Raw genomic sequence first — 16,485 nt, forward strand, 5'->3', positions numbered from 1 at the left:
GGTTACTCCTCGGCTGCGATCCGGAATGCATTATCCAGATCGGCGATTAAATCTTCGTGATCTTCAATCCCAACAGAAATACGCAGCAGCGTTTCCGAAATTCCCGCTGCCGCGCGCGCTTCTGCAGACATGCCCGCATGCGTCATGGTCGCGGTATGCGAAATCAAACTCTCTACGCCGCCGAGCGATTCGGCCAGCGTGAACAGCTGCAGCGCTTTCAGGAAGCGGCGCAGGCGAGCCTCATCGGCATCGATTTCGAAACTCAGCATGGCACCAAAACCACGCTGCTGACGTACCGCAAACTCATGACCGGCATTTTCCGGCAGGGACGGATGATACAGTTTTTTCACCAGCGGTTGTTGCTTCAGGTAATCAACTATCGCCAATGCATTGCGTTGTGCTGCGGCGATGCGCGGTGACAGCGTGCGCAAACCGCGCAGCAGCAGGTAGCTATCAAACGCCGCGCCGGTTACACCAATATTATTCGCCCACCACGCCAGATCGGTGGCCATCGCCGGATCTTTCGAAATCACCGCGCCTGCCACCACATCTGAATGACCATTCAGGTATTTGGTGCAGGAGTGAACAACCAGATCGGCACCCAGCGCCAGCGGGTTTTGCAACGCCGGGCTGAGGAAGGTGTTGTCCACCACGCTAATGGCACCCGCTTCACGCGCGGCGGCGCAGATGCTGGCGATATCGACCACACGCAGCAGTGGATTGCTTGGGCTTTCGACCAGCACCAGTTTTGGCTTCTCGGCCAGAGCAGCGGCCAACGCCGCTTTGTCGCCCTGATCGACAAACTTCACGCGATACGCGCCGCGCTTGCTCAGGCTATCGAACAGACGATAGCTGCCGCCATAACAGTCGTGTGGCGCCACCAGCAGATCGCCCGGCTTCAGGAACACGGTTGTCACCAGATGAATCGCTGACATGCCGGTATTGGTCAATACCGCGCCTGCGCCACCTTCCAGCTCTGCCAACGCGCGCTGAACCACATCGCGCGTTGGGTTACCACGACGTGAATAGTCATGCGCACGCGGCTCATTGAAGTCGAGGAAGTTATAGGTGCTGGAGAGATGAATCGGTGGGACAACGCAGCCATATTGCTCGTCATCATTCAAACCGCTACGTACTGCGATGGTTGCCTGTTTACGCGTCATGGTGCTTACTGTTCCTGAAGAAAAAGAAGAGCAACAGGATAACATTCCGCACATAGACGTCAATACATCTGGACATCTAAATGTCTTTGCGTATAGATTGAGCAAATCATCAATAACCGCTAAAATTGTCCGTCATCGCCTGGTGTTCAGCGCGCTTTCCTTTGCAGAAGCGGTGCTAAAGCATAAAACCTGCGGTTTAAGGGGTCAGGCATCGAAAAATCGGGCATAATCAACGGATTTCCCCATATTCAACTTTTATTGATTAAGGTAACCCATGGCTGAATGGAACGGCGAATATATCAGCCCTTACGCTGAACATGGCAAAAAGAGCGAGCAGGTTAAGAAAATTACAGTTTCTATCCCGCTGAAAGTGCTGAAGATTTTAACGGATGAGCGTACCCGCCGTCAGGTGAACAACCTGCGTCACGCCACCAACAGCGAACTGCTGTGTGAAGCCTTTTTGCATGCTTTTACCGGGCAGCCTCTGCCGAACGATGTCGATTTGCGTAAAGAACGCAGCGATGAGATTCCGGAAGAAGCGAAACAGATTATGCGTGAAATGGGCATCGATCCCGATAGTTGGGAATACTGAAGCCAGAAATAAAAAAACCCAGCCGAGGCTGGGTTTTTTCTTGCTGCCGAATCGCGAGGATTCGACGGCCAAAAATCTTATTTCTTGCTTGCTGGCACGCTGAAACGCTTGTTGAAGCGATCTACACGGCCACCGGTGTCAGCAATACGCTGCTTACCAGTGTAGAACGGGTGGCATTTGCCGCACACGTCCAGGTTCAGACCAGAAGCCATGGTTGAACGGGTGTTGATCACGTTACCGCAAGAGCAAGTCATGGTTACTGCTTCGTACTTAGGGTGAATACCTTGTTTCATGGGAGAACCTCATAAAAGGCCGTGTCGCTCTCCGTGCCAGGCTCAGCCTGCACAGCACCACACGCGGTTGAACATTAAGTGTATGCTCCGACAAGTGATCTCATCGAAGGCGACATAGTATACAGAAATTAACCGGTTTTAGCAAATAGCCGCTTCCTAATTAGCCGTGTACACTACTTCTCCTTAATTCAGAACCGGATAGAGATTCAGATGCCCGTTGTTCAGGTTGCCCTGCCCGTTCCGCTACCTCGCCTGTTTGATTACTTGCTGCCTGCCGATGCGCCGCAGCCGGTGGCGGGCGCACGCGTGAATGTGCCGTTCGGCAATCGCAAAATGATCGGCATTGTGGTCGGCACGCGCGAGAGCAGCGATCTGCCGCTGACGCAGCTCAAACAGATAGAGAGCGTGCTCGACGATCAAAGCCTGTTCTCGCCCGCCCTGTGGCGCATTTTGCATTGGGCCGCCAACTATTATCATTCGCCGCTCGGCGAGGTGCTGAGCCATGCGCTGCCGGTGCTGCTGCGTCAGGGCAAACCCGCGCAGGAAGCGCCGCTGTGGCAGTGGGTGATTAATGATGCTGGCCGTGAAGTGGCGATGGAAAGTCTGAAGCGCGCGCCGAAACAGCAGCAAGCGCTGGCGATGCTGCGTCAGCGACCGCTCTATCGACATCAGGTCAGCGAACACGATTTTACCGATGCCGCGCTGCAAGCGTTGCGGGCAAAAGGCTTGTGCGATCTGCGTGAACATACGCCGCAGATGCACGACTGGCGTACCAGCTTTGCCGTCAAAGGGGATCGCCTGCGCCTGAATACCGATCAGGCGATGGCGGTGGGCGCGATGCGCAGTGAAGACGATCACTATGCGCCGTGGCTGCTGGCCGGCATTACCGGTTCGGGTAAAACCGAGGTGTATCTCAGCGTGCTGGAGAACGTGCTGGCACGCGGCAAACAGGCTTTGGTGCTGGTACCGGAAATCGGCCTGACGCCGCAAACCATCGCCCGCTTCCGCGAGCGGTTTGATGCGCCGATTGATGTGCTGCACTCGGCGCTAAATGACAGCGAACGCCTGGCGGTCTGGCTGCGCGCACGCAGCGGCGAAACCGCGATTGTTATCGGTACACGCTCGGCGCTTTTCACACCGCTGGCGCGTCCCGGCGTCATCATTATTGATGAAGAGCACGACAGCTCATACAAACAGCAGGAAGGCTGGCGCTATCAGGCGCGCGATCTGGCGGTGTTCCGCGCGCATGAGGAAGACATTCCGATTGTGATGGGTTCCGCCACGCCGGCGCTGGAAACCTTGCACAACGTGCGCGTCGGCAAATATCGCCAGCTCAATCTCACCAAACGCGCGGGCAATGCTAAACCGGCGTTACAGCAGCTGATCGATCTTAAAGGCCAGCAGCTAAAAGGTGGATTGGCACCCGCGCTGCTCGGCAAAATGCGTCAGCACCTGCAGGCCGACAATCAGGTTCTGCTGTTCCTCAACCGCCGTGGATTTTCTCCGGCGCTGATGTGCCACGATTGTGGCTGGCTGGCCGAGTGCCAGCGCTGCGATAGCTATTACACGCTGCACCAGAACCATCGCCAGCTGCGCTGCCACCATTGTGACAGCCAGCGTCCGCTGCCGAATCAGTGCCCGAGCTGTGGTTCAACGCATTTGATGCCGGTCGGCGTAGGCACCGAGCAGCTTGAACAGCAATTGGGTACGCTGTTCCCCGGCGTGCCGGTATCGCGCATCGATCGCGACACCACCAGCCGTAAAGGCGCGCTGGAGCAACATCTGGCCGATGTACATCGCGGCGGCGCGCGCATTCTGGTAGGCACGCAAATGCTGGCGAAAGGCCATCACTTCCCGGATGTCACGCTGGTGTCGCTGCTGGATGTCGATGGCGCGCTGTTCTCGGCCGATTTCCGTGCCGCCGAGCGTTTCGCTCAGCTTTATACGCAGGTTGCGGGCCGCGCCGGTCGTGCGGGTAAACAGGGCGAAGTGTTGCTGCAAACCCATCATCCGGAACATCCATTGCTGCAAACTTTGCTGCATCGCGGCTATTTCGCCTTTGCCGATCAAACGCTGCTGGAGCGTCAGTCGGTTCAGCTACCGCCGTGGACCAGCCATGCGCTGTTCCGCGCTGAGGATATGGATAACCAACAGGCGGCAGAATTCCTCACACAGCTGCGCAATTTGCTGGAAGCCAGCCCGTTAAAAGATGAGGCGATGTGGCTGATGGGGCCGGTTCCGGCGTTGGCACCGAAGCGCAGTGGACGCTGGCGCTGGCAGCTGCTGTTGCAGCATCCGTCGCGCAAACGTCTGCAACAGCTGCTGAGCGGATCGCTGCCGCTGATCGCCACCTTACCGGCATCGCGCAAAGTGAAATGGACGCTGGATATCGATCCCACCGAGAGCTAAGCCGCGCCACAACTGCGAGCCAGATCGAAAAAAGTCGCACAAGTCACAATTTTTATGCAAATTAAGTAACAACCCGGCGCGACCTTGGGTTAACAATAGTGCCGACCCGGTTGAAGCCCGGTAATGTCTGAAAATCAATGCGCTGTACCGCGTCAGGAGTTATACGTTGGACCAGAAGCAACCCTCCACCGCCGCCACCATGAAAGATGTGGCCGAGAAAGCAGGCGTTTCAACCGCCACGGTTTCACGTGCGTTGATGAATCCAGAAAAAGTCTCTGCCGCTACCCGGCTCAAGGTCGAAAAAGCGGTGATTGCCGTGGGTTATGCGCCGCACGGTTTAGCGCGCAATGCCAAACGCGGTGAAACGCAAACCATTCTGGTGATTGTGCCGGACATCTGCGATCCCTTCTTCAGTGAGATCATTCGCGGCGTGGAAGTCACCGCTGCGCATGAAGGTTATCTGGTACTGATTGGCGATTGCGCGCATCAGAATAAACAGGAAAAAACCTTCCTGAATTTAATGCTGACGCGACAGATCGACGGCATGGTGCTGTTGGGTTCACAGCTGCCATTTGAGGCGGGCATTGAAGATCAGCGCAACCTGCCGCCGATGGTGATGGGCAACGAATTTGCGCCGGAGATGGCATTACCAACGGTGCATATCGATAACCTGACCGCCGCCTTTGAAGCGGTGAATCACCTGCTGCAGCTTGGTCATCGCCAAATCGCCTGCATCACCGGGCCAGAACACATTCCGCTGAGCCAGTATCGTTTACAGGGCTACATTCAGGCGCTGCGTCGCAGCAGCATCGCCATCGACCCAACGATGATTGTGCACGGCGACTTCACCTTTGAAGCCGGCGCGAATGCGCTTAAGCAGTTAATGAGTTTGCCGCAGCCGCCGAAAGCGATTTTCTGTCATAGCGATTTGATGGCGCTGGGCGCGATGAATCAGGCGCGTAAACTCGGCATGCGTATTCCGCAGGATCTGTCGGTGGTGGGCTTCGATGATATCGAACTGGCACAATATTACGATCCCCCGCTGACCACCGTGGCCCAGCCGCGTTTTGCCATCGGCCGTGAAGCGATGCTGCTATTACTTGATGAGCTGCAGGGTAAACGCGTGAATAACGGTTCGCGCCTGCTGGATGCGGAGCTGCGTGTGCGCGGCAGTACGGCACCGGCAGCAAAACGTGAAAAATAACGTATAGACGCCTGCATTTTCAGCGGATTCTGAAGGCAGACTGTGCTGGTCAAAGTTCCAGCCCTTGCGTAACATGGCGCATTCATTGCCGGGGCAGTTAACAGATCATTCACACGCCCATTGGCATATTTTTTGAAGGGTAGCAGAACGAAAGTGGCACAGAAAGATTATGTAGGCCGCGGGCGTTCAACAGGGACGCGTCGCAAAAAACCCGCCAGCCGCAGCAAGAAAAGCAAAGGCGGATCAGGCACTTCAAAGCTCATGATGGTATTGGCCGTGGCCGTGCTGGTCACCTTTGCCGGTGGTTTATGGTTCATCTCGCATCACAAGAAAGAAGAGATTGAGGTCATTCCAAACCACAAAGCCAACGGTAACGGCCTGCCGCCGAAGCCGGAAGAGCGCTGGAAGTACATCAAAGAGCTAGAAAATCGCCAAATTACCGTTCCGTCGCCGACTGAGCCTTCGGCCGGTGGCGTGCAATCACAAACTCAGCTGACCGATGAACAGCGCCAGCTGCTGGAGCAGATGCAGGCCGATATGCGCCAGCAGCCGACGCAGCTGAATGAAGTGCCGTGGAACGAACAAACCCCGGCGCAGCGTCAGCAAACGCTGCAGCGTCAGCAGGTGCAACAGCAGCAGCAGGTACAGCAACAACAACAGCAGCAGTTGCAACGTCAGCAGCAACAGTTACAACAGCAGCAGCGCCAGCAACAGTTGCAGCAACAACAGGCCGCGCGTCAGCAGCAGCAACAGCAAGCTGCGCCGATCACGCGTGAGCCAACACAGCAGACCAAACCGCAGGAAACGGCCAAGGCGAAAGCGGAAGAGAAAGCATCTTCACAACGCTGGATGGTGCAGTGCGGTTCGTTCAAAGGCACCGATCAGGCGGAATCAGTACGCGCCGGTCTGGCATTTGAAGGATTTGAGAGCCGCATTACCACCGGCGGTGGCTGGAATCGCGTGGTGATCGGGCCGTTCAAAGATCGCAGCAGCGCCGACAGCACAGTCAAACGCTTACACAGTTCCGGCCACGGAAGTTGTATTCCCCTAGCTGCTGGGGGTTGAAACCCTCCAAACTCGCCCCATATCTGGTTGCATGATACTCCGCGCCGAGTGCGCGGAGTTCCTTTTCTACTGCAACAAGGGGTCTGCCCGTGACAACAATAGTAAGTGTACGACGCAACGGCCAGGTAGTGATTGGCGGTGATGGCCAGGCTACGCTCGGCAATACCGTAATGAAAGGCAACGTTAAAAAAGTCCGTCGTCTTTACAACGATAAAGTGATCGCCGGTTTTGCTGGCGGTACCGCAGATGCCTTCACCCTGTTTGAACTGTTTGAGCGCAAGCTGGAAATGCACCAGGGTCATCTGGTGAAAGCGGCGGTCGAACTGGCTAAAGATTGGCGTACCGATCGCATGCTGCGCCGCCTCGAAGCGCTGCTGGCGGTGGCCGACGAAAACTCCTCATTAATCATCAGCGGCAACGGCGACGTTATCCAGCCTGAAAATGACCTGATCGCAATTGGTTCTGGTGGGCCTTACGCCCAGGCAGCGGCACGCGCGCTGCTGGAAAACACCGACATTGGTGCGCACGATATCGTGGAGAAAGCGCTGAACATCGCCGGCGATATCTGTATCTACACCAACCACAATATTAACTTCGAAGCATTACCGTCTAAGGCTAAGGACTAAACATCATGTCTGAGATGACTCCACGCGAGATTGTCAGCGAGCTTAACCGCTTTATCATCGGCCAGGACGGCGCAAAGAAGGCGGTCGCGATCGCCCTGCGTAATCGCTGGCGCCGCATGCAGCTCGACGAAGAGCTGCGCCACGAAGTGACGCCAAAAAACATCCTGATGATTGGTCCAACCGGCGTCGGTAAAACCGAAATCGCCCGTCGCTTAGCCAAACTGGCGAACGCACCGTTCATCAAAGTGGAAGCCACCAAATTCACCGAGGTCGGTTACGTCGGTAAAGAGGTCGATTCCATTATTCGCGATCTGACCGATTCTGCCATCAAGATGGTGCGCAGCCAGGCGATCGAGAAGAATAAGTACCGCGCGGAAGAGATGGCGGAAGAGCGCATCCTTGATGTGCTGATCCCACCTGCGAAAAATAACTGGGGCCAGGCTGAGCAAGCGGCTGAGCCATCGGCCGCGCGTCAGTCCTTCCGCAAGAAACTGCGCGAAGGCCAGCTGGATGACAAAGAGATTGAGATCGATCTGGCCGCTTCATCGGCTGGCGTTGAAATCATGGCGCCTCCGGGCATGGAAGAGATGACCAGCCAGCTGCAATCGATGTTCCAGAACCTCGGTGGGCAGAAGCAGAAACCGCGTAAGCTGAAGATCAAAGAAGCCATGAAGCTGCTGATTGAAGAAGAAGCGGCCAAGCTGGTGAATCCTGAAGAGCTGAAGCAGGATGCCATCGATGCGGTTGAGCAGCACGGTATCGTGTTCATCGACGAAATCGATAAAATCTGTAAGCGCGGCGGCCAGAATGCGGGCGGTCCAGACGTGTCACGCGAAGGCGTACAGCGCGACCTGCTGCCGCTGGTAGAAGGTTGCACCGTTTCCACTAAGCACGGCATGGTGAAAACTGACCACATTCTGTTTATCGCTTCCGGCGCGTTCCAGGTCGCCAGCCCGTCAGATCTGATCCCAGAACTGCAAGGCCGTCTGCCGATTCGCGTTGAACTGCAGGCGCTGACCGTCAATGACTTCGAACGCATCCTGACCGAGCCAAACGCCTCGGTTACCGTGCAGTACAAAGCATTGATGGGCACCGAAGGAGTCAACATCGACTTCACCGATGACGCTGTGCGTCGTATCGCTGAAGCCGCATGGCAGGTGAACGAAACCACCGAGAACATCGGTGCGCGTCGTCTGCATACCGTGCTGGAGCGTCTGATGGAAGATATCTCCTATGACGCCAGCGATCGTAACGGTGAGTCGATCACTATCGATGCCGAGTACGTTGGTAAGCATCTGGATGAGCTGGTGGCTGACGAAGATCTCAGCCGCTTCATTCTGTAAGCTTCACCCGCGAAATCTCTGCCCGGCCACTGTGCCGGGCTTTTTTTTTACGCAGGATATTGATGCAACGCTTTTTTTGGCGGTTGATGATTTTGCCAACAATCGCCAGATAGCGATATACTTAGCGCTCCTGTGGCAAACAGACGAAAACCCTCATGAAATACGATACATCTGAACTCTGTGACATCTACCACGAAGCTGTGAATGTTGTTGAACCGCTTTTTTCGAACTTTGGTGGGCGCAGCTCATTCGGTGGTCAAATCACCACAGTGAAATGTTTCGAAGATAACGGCTTACTCTACGATTTGCTGGAAGAGAACGGTCGGGGTCGCGTATTGCTGGTGGATGGCGGCGGTTCGGTCCGTCGCGCACTGGTCGATGCTCAGCTGGCGAGTCTGGCGGCGCAAAATGAGTGGGAAGGCATTGTGGTTTACGGCTCGGTGCGTCAGGTTGACGATCTCGAAGAGCTGGAAATCGGCATTCAGGCGATTGCGGCGATTCCGGTGGGTGCAGCGGGTGAAGGCATTGGCGAAAGTGACGTGCGCGTGAATTTCGGCGGCGTGACCTTCTTCTCTGGCGACCATTTGTATGCCGACAATACCGGCATCATCCTGTCTGAAGACGCACTCGACATCGAGTAAGCCGCAACAAAAACGGGTGCCGCGGCACCCGTTGGTTTAAGCATCGACGCTTAAACTTCTTCCATTTTTCCCAGCAGTGCCCGCAGACGATCCTGCCAGACATGCTGCTCTTCTTTCAGATGCTGATTTTCACGCACCAGCGCATCCTGGTTGCCTGAAGCCTGGCTGACTTCGTTTTTCAGCGTATTGTTTTGCTCTTTCAGCTCTTCAATTTCCATCTGCAGCAGAGTGATGGTATCAATCGCCTGCTGTACTTTCGCTTCCAGTTTCTCGAACACTTCAAATGACATCTTTCTGACCTCTCCTAAATCTTGCAAGGCGTTGATGGGGCTAGTGCATGCCTTATTATGGTGCGCTCAGCCACGATGACTCGATTGTATGTAGCCAAACCCAGCAAGTCCAGCGGCACAAGGCCTGCGAGGGCAGTCTGTAACACTTTTCAGTCTATGCCTAAAAAAAATGCGCATCTTCGCGCATCTGTGTGCGCGATCACGTCAGCATCGACCAGCAAAGCGGGGTGAATGGGCCTTAAAGAAACGCAAAAGACGCGAAAACGCGCATTTTTATGACGGAGTACACAGTTTTCAATTTCGCTATTTCTCGTTTATGCTCGTTAACGATAAATTCACATCAACCCTACATTGATAGCTGGGCGACTCATGGATGAGAACAAAAACTGATAAAATTTAACCTCGCTTCAGGAATGCCATTATGAGTCAGACAACTAACACACTAAAAGGTCAGTGCATCGCTGAATTTCTCGGCACAGGTTTGATTATCTTCTTTGGTGCAGGCTGTGTTGCTGCACTGAAACTGGCCGGTGCGTCATTCGGTCAGTGGGAAATTTGTATTATCTGGGGTTTAGCCGTCTCCATGGCAGTCTATCTGAGCGCAGGCGTTTCCGGCGCGCATCTTAACCCAGCCGTTACCGTCGCGCTGTGCCTGTTTGCTAATTTTGAAGGTCGTAAAGTTGTTCCCTATATTCTGGCGCAGGTTGCTGGCGCGTTCTGCGCTGCCGCGTTGGTTTACGGTCTCTACTACAATCTGTTCTTTGATTACGAAGCGGGCCATCAAATGGTGCGCGGCAGCGTTGAAAGCCTCGATCTGGCCGGTATCTTCTCGACTTATCCGAACCCGCACATCAGCGTGGCTCAGGCGTTCCTGGTTGAGATGGTGATTACCGCGGTGTTGATGGCGGTGATCATGGCGCTGACCGATGACGGTAACGGTGTGCCGCGTGGTCCGCTGGCTCCGCTGTTGATTGGTCTGCTGGTGGCGGTCATCGGTGGCTCAATGGGTCCACTGACCGGCTTCGCACTCAACCCGGCGCGTGACTTCGGTCCGAAACTGTTCGCCTTCTTCGCTGGTTGGGGCAACGTCGCCTTCACCGGTGGCAAAGATATTCCTTACTTCCTGGTTCCGATTTTTGGCCCGCTGGTCGGTGCTTGCCTCGGAGCCTTTGGTTACCGTTCGCTGATTGGCCGCCATCTACCAGTTAACGTCGCGGAAGCCAGCACAGCAGAAAAACCGGTTGCGCGCGCTCAGCAGCGTAAAGCGTAAGTTTCATCGATACCACATCAGGACAGCACAATGACTACTGATAAAAAATATATAGTTGCACTCGATCAGGGCACAACCAGCTCACGCGCCGTGGTGCTTGATCATGATGCCAACATCGTTGCGGTTTCTCAGCGCGAATTTACCCAGATCTACCCGAAAGCGGGTTGGGTTGAACATGACCCAATGGATATCTGGGCGTCACAAAGCTCCACGCTGGTGGAAGTTCTGGCACACGCTGACATTAACTCCGATCAAATCGCGGCGATTGGTATCACCAACCAGCGCGAAACCGCCATCGTGTGGGATAAAGAGAGCGGCAAGCCAATCTACAACGCCATCGTCTGGCAGGATCCACGCACCGCAGATTACTGTAACAAGCTGAAGAAAGAGGGTCTGGAAGAGTACATCCAGCACACCACCGGTTTGGTGATTAACCCGTATTTCTCCGGCACCAAAGTGAAGTGGATTCTTGACCACGTTGAAGGCGCGCGTGAGCGTGCAAAACGCGGCGAACTGCTGTTCGGTACCGTTGATACCTGGCTGATTTGGAAAATGACCCAGGGACGTGTGCATGTCACCGATCACACCAACGCCTCACGTACCATGATGTACAACATCCACAAGCTGGAGTGGGATGAGCGCATGCTGGAGATCCTCGATATCCCGCGTGAAATGCTGCCAGAAGTGAAAGGTTCTTCAGAAGTGTACGGCCAGACCAACATTGGTGGTAAAGGCGGTACGCGTATTCCTATCGCGGGTATCGCCGGTGACCAGCAAGCGGCGCTGTATGGCCAGCTGTGCGTACAACCGGGGATGGCGAAAAACACTTACGGTACCGGCTGCTTCATGCTGATGAACACCGGCACCGAAGCCGTAACCTCAACGCACGGTCTGCTGACCACCATCGCTTGCGGCCCACGCGGCGAAGTGAACTATGCGCTGGAAGGTGCGGTGTTTATCGGTGGTGCGTCAATTCAGTGGCTGCGTGATGAGATGAAGCTGATCAGCGATTCTACTGACTCTGAATACTTCGCGTTGAAAGTGAAAGACAGCAACGGTGTATATATGGTGCCTGCCTTCACCGGTTTGGGTGCGCCTTATTGGGACCCGTATGCACGCGGCGCGATTTTCGGTCTGACGCGCGGTGCGAACGCGAACCACATCATCCGTGCCACGCTGGAGTCGATTGCGTACCAGACGCGCGACGTACTGGAAGCGATGCAGAACGATGCCGGCACCCGCCTGCAATCACTGCGCGTGGATGGTGGTGCGGTCGCCAACAACTTCCTGATGCAGTTCCAGTCCGACATTCTCGGCACGCGCGTTGAGCGTCCGGAAGTGCGTGAAGTCACGGCGCTGGGTGCGGCATATCTGGCTGGTTTGGCTGTCGGCTTCTGGGGCGACCTGGAAGAGGTCCGCGCTAAAGCGGTGATTGAGCGTGAGTTCCGCCCAAGCATCGAAACCACCGAACGTAACGTCCGTTACGCTGGCTGGAAGAAAGCCGTCGCTCGCGCCAAAGCGTGGGAAGACGAAGAGTAAAATCCTGCTGACCCGCGGCGCCCTGCCGCGGGTTTTTCCCCTGCCACCCTTTCCCGCTGTGTTAAACTGCCTGCCTGTTTTTTATCAGGTGCCACCATGAAACGAGAACTCGCGATTGAATTTTCCCGCGTGACCGAAGCCGCCGCATTGGCGGGCTATCACTGGTTAGGACGCGGCGATAAAAATGCGGCCGACGGCGCAGCCGTTCACGCCATGCGCATTATGCTCAACACTATCGATATCGACGGCCAGATTGTGATTGGCGAAGGCGAAATCGACGAAGCGCCGATGCTGTATATCGGTGAGAAAGTCGGTACCGGACGTGGCGACGCGGTGGATATCGCGGTCGATCCGATTGAAGGCACGCGTATGACGGCGATGGGCCAGGCCAATGCGCTAGCGGTGCTGGCGGTTGGTGATAAGGGCAGCTTCCTGCACGCACCTGATATGTATATGGAAAAGCTGATTGTTGGACCGGGCGCACGTGGCGCCATCGACCTCAATCTGCCGCTGGATATCAACCTGAAAAACATCGCACTGGCATTGGGCAAACCGCTCAGCCAGTTAACGGTGTCGATTCTGGCCAAGCCCCGCCACGATGCGGTGATTGCCCAGCTGCAACAGCTCGGCGTGCGCGTGTTCACCTTCCCGGATGGCGATGTCGCGGCCTCGATTCTTACCTGTATGCCGGATAGCGAAGTGGATGTGATGTACGGCATCGGCGGCGCGCCGGAAGGTGTGGTGTCGGCGGCGGTAATCCGCGCGATGGACGGCGACATGCAGGCACGTCTGCTGGCGCGTCACGAAGTGAAAGGTGACAGCGAAGAGAATCGTCGTCTGGGCGAGAATGAACTGCAACGCTGCGCCGAGATGGGCATTGAAGCGGGTCAGGTACTGAAGCTGGATCAGATGGCGCGTAACGATAACGTTATCTTCGCGGCCACCGGCATCACCACCGGCGATTTGCTGAAAGGCATCACGCGTAACGGCAACATCGCCACCAGCGAAACCCTGCTGGTGCGCGGCAAATCACGCACCATTCGCCGCATCCAGTCAATCCACTATCTGGATCGCAAAGACGCGGCGCTGCATCAATTTATCCTGTAATCGCCTGCTTGCCGCTCTCCGGATGACGTGAGAGCGGCCACCAGCACAGCAGCATCACCAGCGACGTCACGAACATCAGCATGCCAAGGCTGGATTGATCGTGCTGCGGCAACAGCGCAGAAAGCCACGCCACCACGCCGGAACCGAGGTTCTGCAAACCACCGATCAACGCACCGGCGCTGCCCGCCAGCCACGCATACGGCTCCATCGCGCCCGAGGTTGCCAGCGGAAACAGCATGCCCGCGCCAAAGAAGAACAGCGCAGCCGGCACCAGCAGCGTCCAGATGTTCATCACGCCAAACCAGGCCGGAACCCACATCAATAATCCTGCTAACAGGCAGCTGTTCACGCCGTACCACATCAGCGTATGCCAGGATTTCTGCTCACGTCCGGCAAACCAGGCGCCAAAGAACGCCGCCGGAATCGGCAGGATAAACAGGATGCTGACGGTTAATCCATCCAGCCCCAATACGCCGCCCATCAGTACGCCGCAGCTGGCTTCGAATACCGCAATGCCCGCTAGCGCGCCAATCAGCAGCAGCAGGTAACGCACAAAGTTGCCGTCGCTCAGCAAAGTGGCATAACGGCGCAGGAACGGCGTGGCGGGCGTATCAACAGGACGCGTTTCCGGCAGCCAGCGCGCCATCGACGCGGTGACGCCGACGCACAGCAGCAGCAGGAAGGCGAAACAGGCGTGCCAGCCAAATAGATGCGTCAGCAGCGCGCCAATCACCGGCGCCAGCAGCGGACTCACCAGAATGCCCATATTGAGCAGGCTGTTGGCCTGACGCAGCGCGATGCCGGAGTAGAGATCGCGCGGCATGGTGCGCGCCATTACGCCCGCTACGCCGGTGCCTAAACCTTGCACCGCGCTGCCGAGCACCAGAATATCGAGCGAGGGCGCGAACATGGCGATCAACGCGCCGACAGCAAAGATCGTCATGCCAATCAGGATCACCGGACGGCGGCCAAAACTGTCCGAGAGCGGGCCGTAGATCAACTGCGATCCGCCGTAGGTCATCAGATAGGCGGCCATTACCTGCTGGATCGCCCCGCTGCGCACATTGAGCGTTTCGGCCATGTTGGCCATCGCTGGCACATAGATGGTTTGCGCCATCTGCCCAACCGCCACCAGCACGATCAGCATGAATAACAGAAAGCGATTTTGCGTTTTACTTATCAACATGGAACAAAATGTCTGCCTGAGAAACAAAGAATAAGCAGCACAAAACAGGCCGCCTCGGATTTATGGCGGCAAAAATATCAGGATTCAGTGACAAATCGAGAGGCGCGGGCAAAGCTGTATCTCTTAAGCCGTCAAGCTGGTAGTCCAGATTGTAAACCGCCCGCTACAGTTGCTGATCTGTGCGCTGCGTTTGTCGCTGAGAGCCCTTTGCTGGATACAAGACTGGTAATCCGTTAGGCCGATGGCGATGATGTACCTAACTAAACAATATTAAGGAGCCAACATGGCAGAGTGGATCAATGCTGAAGTGAAAGAGGTAAAAAACTGGACCGACGCACTGTTCAGCCTGCGCGTTGCAGCGCCGATTGATACCTTTACCGCAGGTCAGTTTGCCAAGCTGGCTCTGGAAATTGACGGTGAGCGCGTGCAGCGTGCCTATTCGTACGTTAACGCGCCGCAGGATCCGCTGCTGGAGTTTTATCTGGTCACGGTGCCGGAAGGCAAACTGAGCCCGCGTTTGCAGGCGCTGCAGCCCGGCGAGCAGGTGATGATCACCAAAGAGGCGGCAGGTTTCTTTGTGCTCGACGAAATCCCAGATTGCCAAACGCTGTGGATGCTGGCGACCGGCACGGCGATCGGCCCCTATTTATCGATTCTGCAACAGGGCGAAGATCTGGATCGTTTCGACAATATTGTGCTGGTGCACGCCGCGCGTTTCGCCGATGACCTGAGCTTTCTGCCCTTGATGCAGGCGTTGCAGCAGCGCTATCAGGGCAAGTTACACATTCAAACGGTGGTGAGCCGCGAAGAGATCGCCGGTTCGCTGCACGGCCGCGTACCGCAGCTGATTGAAAGCGGAGAACTGGAGCGTGCAGTCGGCTTGCCGCTGACGGCAGAAACCAGCCATGTGATGCTGTGCGGCAACCCACAGATGGTGCGCGATACCCAGCAACTGCTGAAAGATACCCGTGAGATGCGCAAACATTTCAAACGCAAACCCGGCCACATGACCAGCGAGCATTACTGGTAATCGGCGCCAGGCGAAGAATCTGAGATTTTTCCCAGTGTGGGTTTTGACTTTGCCCGGTAAAAACCGTTCTAATCGTGGGCTAAGTGAATGATTTAGGGCCGAAGCAATGAACAACCTGCCAGTCGCGCTGCTGCTTAGCCTCGCACTGACATTTCCCGCCTGGGCGGAGGATGCACCCGCGTTAGATCGTAGCGATCATCTGCCTGCTGCGCCCTATCTGCTCGCGGGTGCGCCGACGTTCGATATGACCGTTGCTCAGTTCCGTGAGAAGTACAACGCTGCCAATCCCAATGTATTGCTGCAGGAGTATCGCGCCATTGATAATCGCGGCGATAAAAGCAACCTGACGCGTGCTGCCAGCAAAATCAGCGAAACGCTGTATGCCTCGACTGCGCTGGAGCAAGGCACCGGCAAAATCAAAACCCTGCAAATCACCTGGCTGCCGGTTCCCGGCCCCGATATGAAAGCCGCGCAGGCACGCGCCATGGATTACATGACCGCCCTGCTGCGCTTCTTCATTCCAGGCTTGTCGCCCGAAGATGGGCGTAAAAAACTCGATTCCCTGCTGAGCGCCGGTAAAGGCGCGCGCTATTTTGCCCGCACCGAAGGTGCATTGCGTTTCGTGGTGGCGGACAACGGCGACAAGGGTTTGACCTTCGCCGTTGAGCCGATAAAACTGGCGCTCGCTACGCCCTGATCGCACCGGCAAAAATGACGAAAAGCAAAG

The 16,485-nt window shown here is 56.0% G+C and carries 16 protein-coding genes; 12 read left to right on the forward strand and 4 right to left on the reverse strand.

Features of this window, described 5'->3' with window-relative positions:
• Positions 1–2: 2 nt before the first annotated feature.
• Entirely contained in the window at positions 3–1,163 is a 1,161-nt protein-coding gene (metB, locus tag HX773_RS15350) for a cystathionine gamma-synthase (RefSeq protein ID WP_008109665.1), read from the reverse strand.
• Between the two features lie 274 nt (positions 1,164–1,437).
• Here metB and metJ point away from each other — a divergent pair, with 274 nt between their 5' ends.
• On the forward strand, positions 1,438–1,755 hold the full coding sequence (gene metJ / locus HX773_RS15355) for a met regulon transcriptional regulator MetJ (RefSeq protein WP_007885403.1): 318 nt from the start codon (positions 1,438–1,440) through the stop codon (positions 1,753–1,755).
• Between the two features lie 77 nt (positions 1,756–1,832).
• On the opposite strand, the gene rpmE is transcribed toward metJ, so the two are convergent.
• The gene (rpmE, locus tag HX773_RS15360; protein ID WP_007885402.1) at positions 1,833–2,048 is read right to left on the reverse strand and encodes a 50S ribosomal protein L31; all 216 of its coding nucleotides are present in this window, start codon (positions 2,046–2,048) and stop codon (positions 1,833–1,835) included.
• 210 nt (positions 2,049–2,258) lie between these two features.
• Between rpmE and priA the strand changes: the two genes are divergently transcribed.
• The 6 genes from priA to rraA all read left to right on the forward strand — a co-directional run bounded on the left by priA (position 2,259) and on the right by rraA (position 9,336).
• On the forward strand, positions 2,259–4,457 hold the full coding sequence (priA, locus tag HX773_RS15365; RefSeq protein WP_176972239.1) for a primosomal protein N': 2,199 nt from the start codon (positions 2,259–2,261) through the stop codon (positions 4,455–4,457).
• 166 nt (positions 4,458–4,623) lie between these two features.
• Positions 4,624–5,661: a DNA-binding transcriptional regulator CytR gene (cytR, locus tag HX773_RS15370; protein ID WP_061720292.1), complete on the forward strand. Its 1,038-nt coding sequence runs from the start codon at positions 4,624–4,626 to the stop codon at positions 5,659–5,661.
• A 153-nt stretch (positions 5,662–5,814) separates the two neighbouring features.
• Entirely contained in the window at positions 5,815–6,726 is a 912-nt protein-coding gene (gene ftsN, locus HX773_RS15375; RefSeq protein WP_176972240.1) for a cell division protein FtsN, read from the forward strand.
• An 89-nt stretch (positions 6,727–6,815) separates the two neighbouring features.
• Positions 6,816–7,352: an ATP-dependent protease subunit HslV gene (hslV, locus tag HX773_RS15380; protein WP_008109674.1), complete on the forward strand. Its 537-nt coding sequence runs from the start codon at positions 6,816–6,818 to the stop codon at positions 7,350–7,352.
• A 5-nt stretch (positions 7,353–7,357) separates the two neighbouring features.
• Complete coding sequence (gene hslU / locus HX773_RS15385; RefSeq protein ID WP_007885388.1) at positions 7,358–8,695, forward strand: HslU--HslV peptidase ATPase subunit; 1,338 nt, start codon at positions 7,358–7,360, stop codon at positions 8,693–8,695.
• 155 nt (positions 8,696–8,850) lie between these two features.
• A complete protein-coding gene (rraA, locus tag HX773_RS15390; protein WP_061720294.1) occupies positions 8,851–9,336 on the forward strand; it encodes a ribonuclease E activity regulator RraA in 486 nt (161 codons plus the stop codon).
• Between the two features lie 50 nt (positions 9,337–9,386).
• Here rraA and zapB read toward each other — a convergent pair whose 3' ends face one another.
• Complete coding sequence (gene zapB, locus HX773_RS15395; RefSeq protein ID WP_007885384.1) at positions 9,387–9,626, reverse strand: cell division protein ZapB; 240 nt, start codon at positions 9,624–9,626, stop codon at positions 9,387–9,389.
• 421 nt (positions 9,627–10,047) lie between these two features.
• On the opposite strand from zapB, the gene HX773_RS15400 reads away from it, so the two are divergent.
• The 3 genes from HX773_RS15400 to glpX all read left to right on the forward strand — a co-directional run bounded on the left by HX773_RS15400 (position 10,048) and on the right by glpX (position 13,542).
• On the forward strand, positions 10,048–10,896 hold the full coding sequence (locus HX773_RS15400) for an MIP/aquaporin family protein (protein ID WP_061720295.1): 849 nt from the start codon (positions 10,048–10,050) through the stop codon (positions 10,894–10,896).
• A 30-nt stretch (positions 10,897–10,926) separates the two neighbouring features.
• Positions 10,927–12,435, forward strand: coding sequence for a glycerol kinase GlpK (glpK, locus tag HX773_RS15405; protein WP_064741490.1), 1,509 nt, complete (start codon positions 10,927–10,929; stop codon positions 12,433–12,435).
• A 96-nt stretch (positions 12,436–12,531) separates the two neighbouring features.
• Complete coding sequence (gene glpX, locus HX773_RS15410; protein ID WP_176972241.1) at positions 12,532–13,542, forward strand: class II fructose-bisphosphatase; 1,011 nt, start codon at positions 12,532–12,534, stop codon at positions 13,540–13,542.
• Here glpX and emrD read toward each other — a convergent pair.
• Positions 13,532–14,728, reverse strand: coding sequence for a multidrug efflux MFS transporter EmrD (emrD, locus tag HX773_RS15415; protein WP_008109687.1), 1,197 nt, complete (start codon positions 14,726–14,728; stop codon positions 13,532–13,534). The two genes, glpX and emrD, sit on opposite strands and share 11 nt — an antisense overlap.
• Before the next feature lie 283 nt (positions 14,729–15,011).
• Here emrD and fpr point away from each other — a divergent pair, with 283 nt between their 5' ends.
• The gene (gene fpr, locus HX773_RS15420) at positions 15,012–15,758 is read left to right on the forward strand and encodes a ferredoxin--NADP(+) reductase (RefSeq protein WP_110868182.1); all 747 of its coding nucleotides are present in this window, start codon (positions 15,012–15,014) and stop codon (positions 15,756–15,758) included.
• A gap of 106 nt (positions 15,759–15,864) precedes the next feature.
• Entirely contained in the window at positions 15,865–16,455 is a 591-nt protein-coding gene (locus tag HX773_RS15425) for a YiiQ family protein (protein WP_176972242.1), read from the forward strand.
• Positions 16,456–16,485: the final 30 nt, after the last annotated feature.

It is taken from the genome of Pantoea sp. B9002, assembly GCF_013385945.1.
Lineage (GTDB): Bacteria > Pseudomonadota > Gammaproteobacteria > Enterobacterales > Enterobacteriaceae > Pantoea.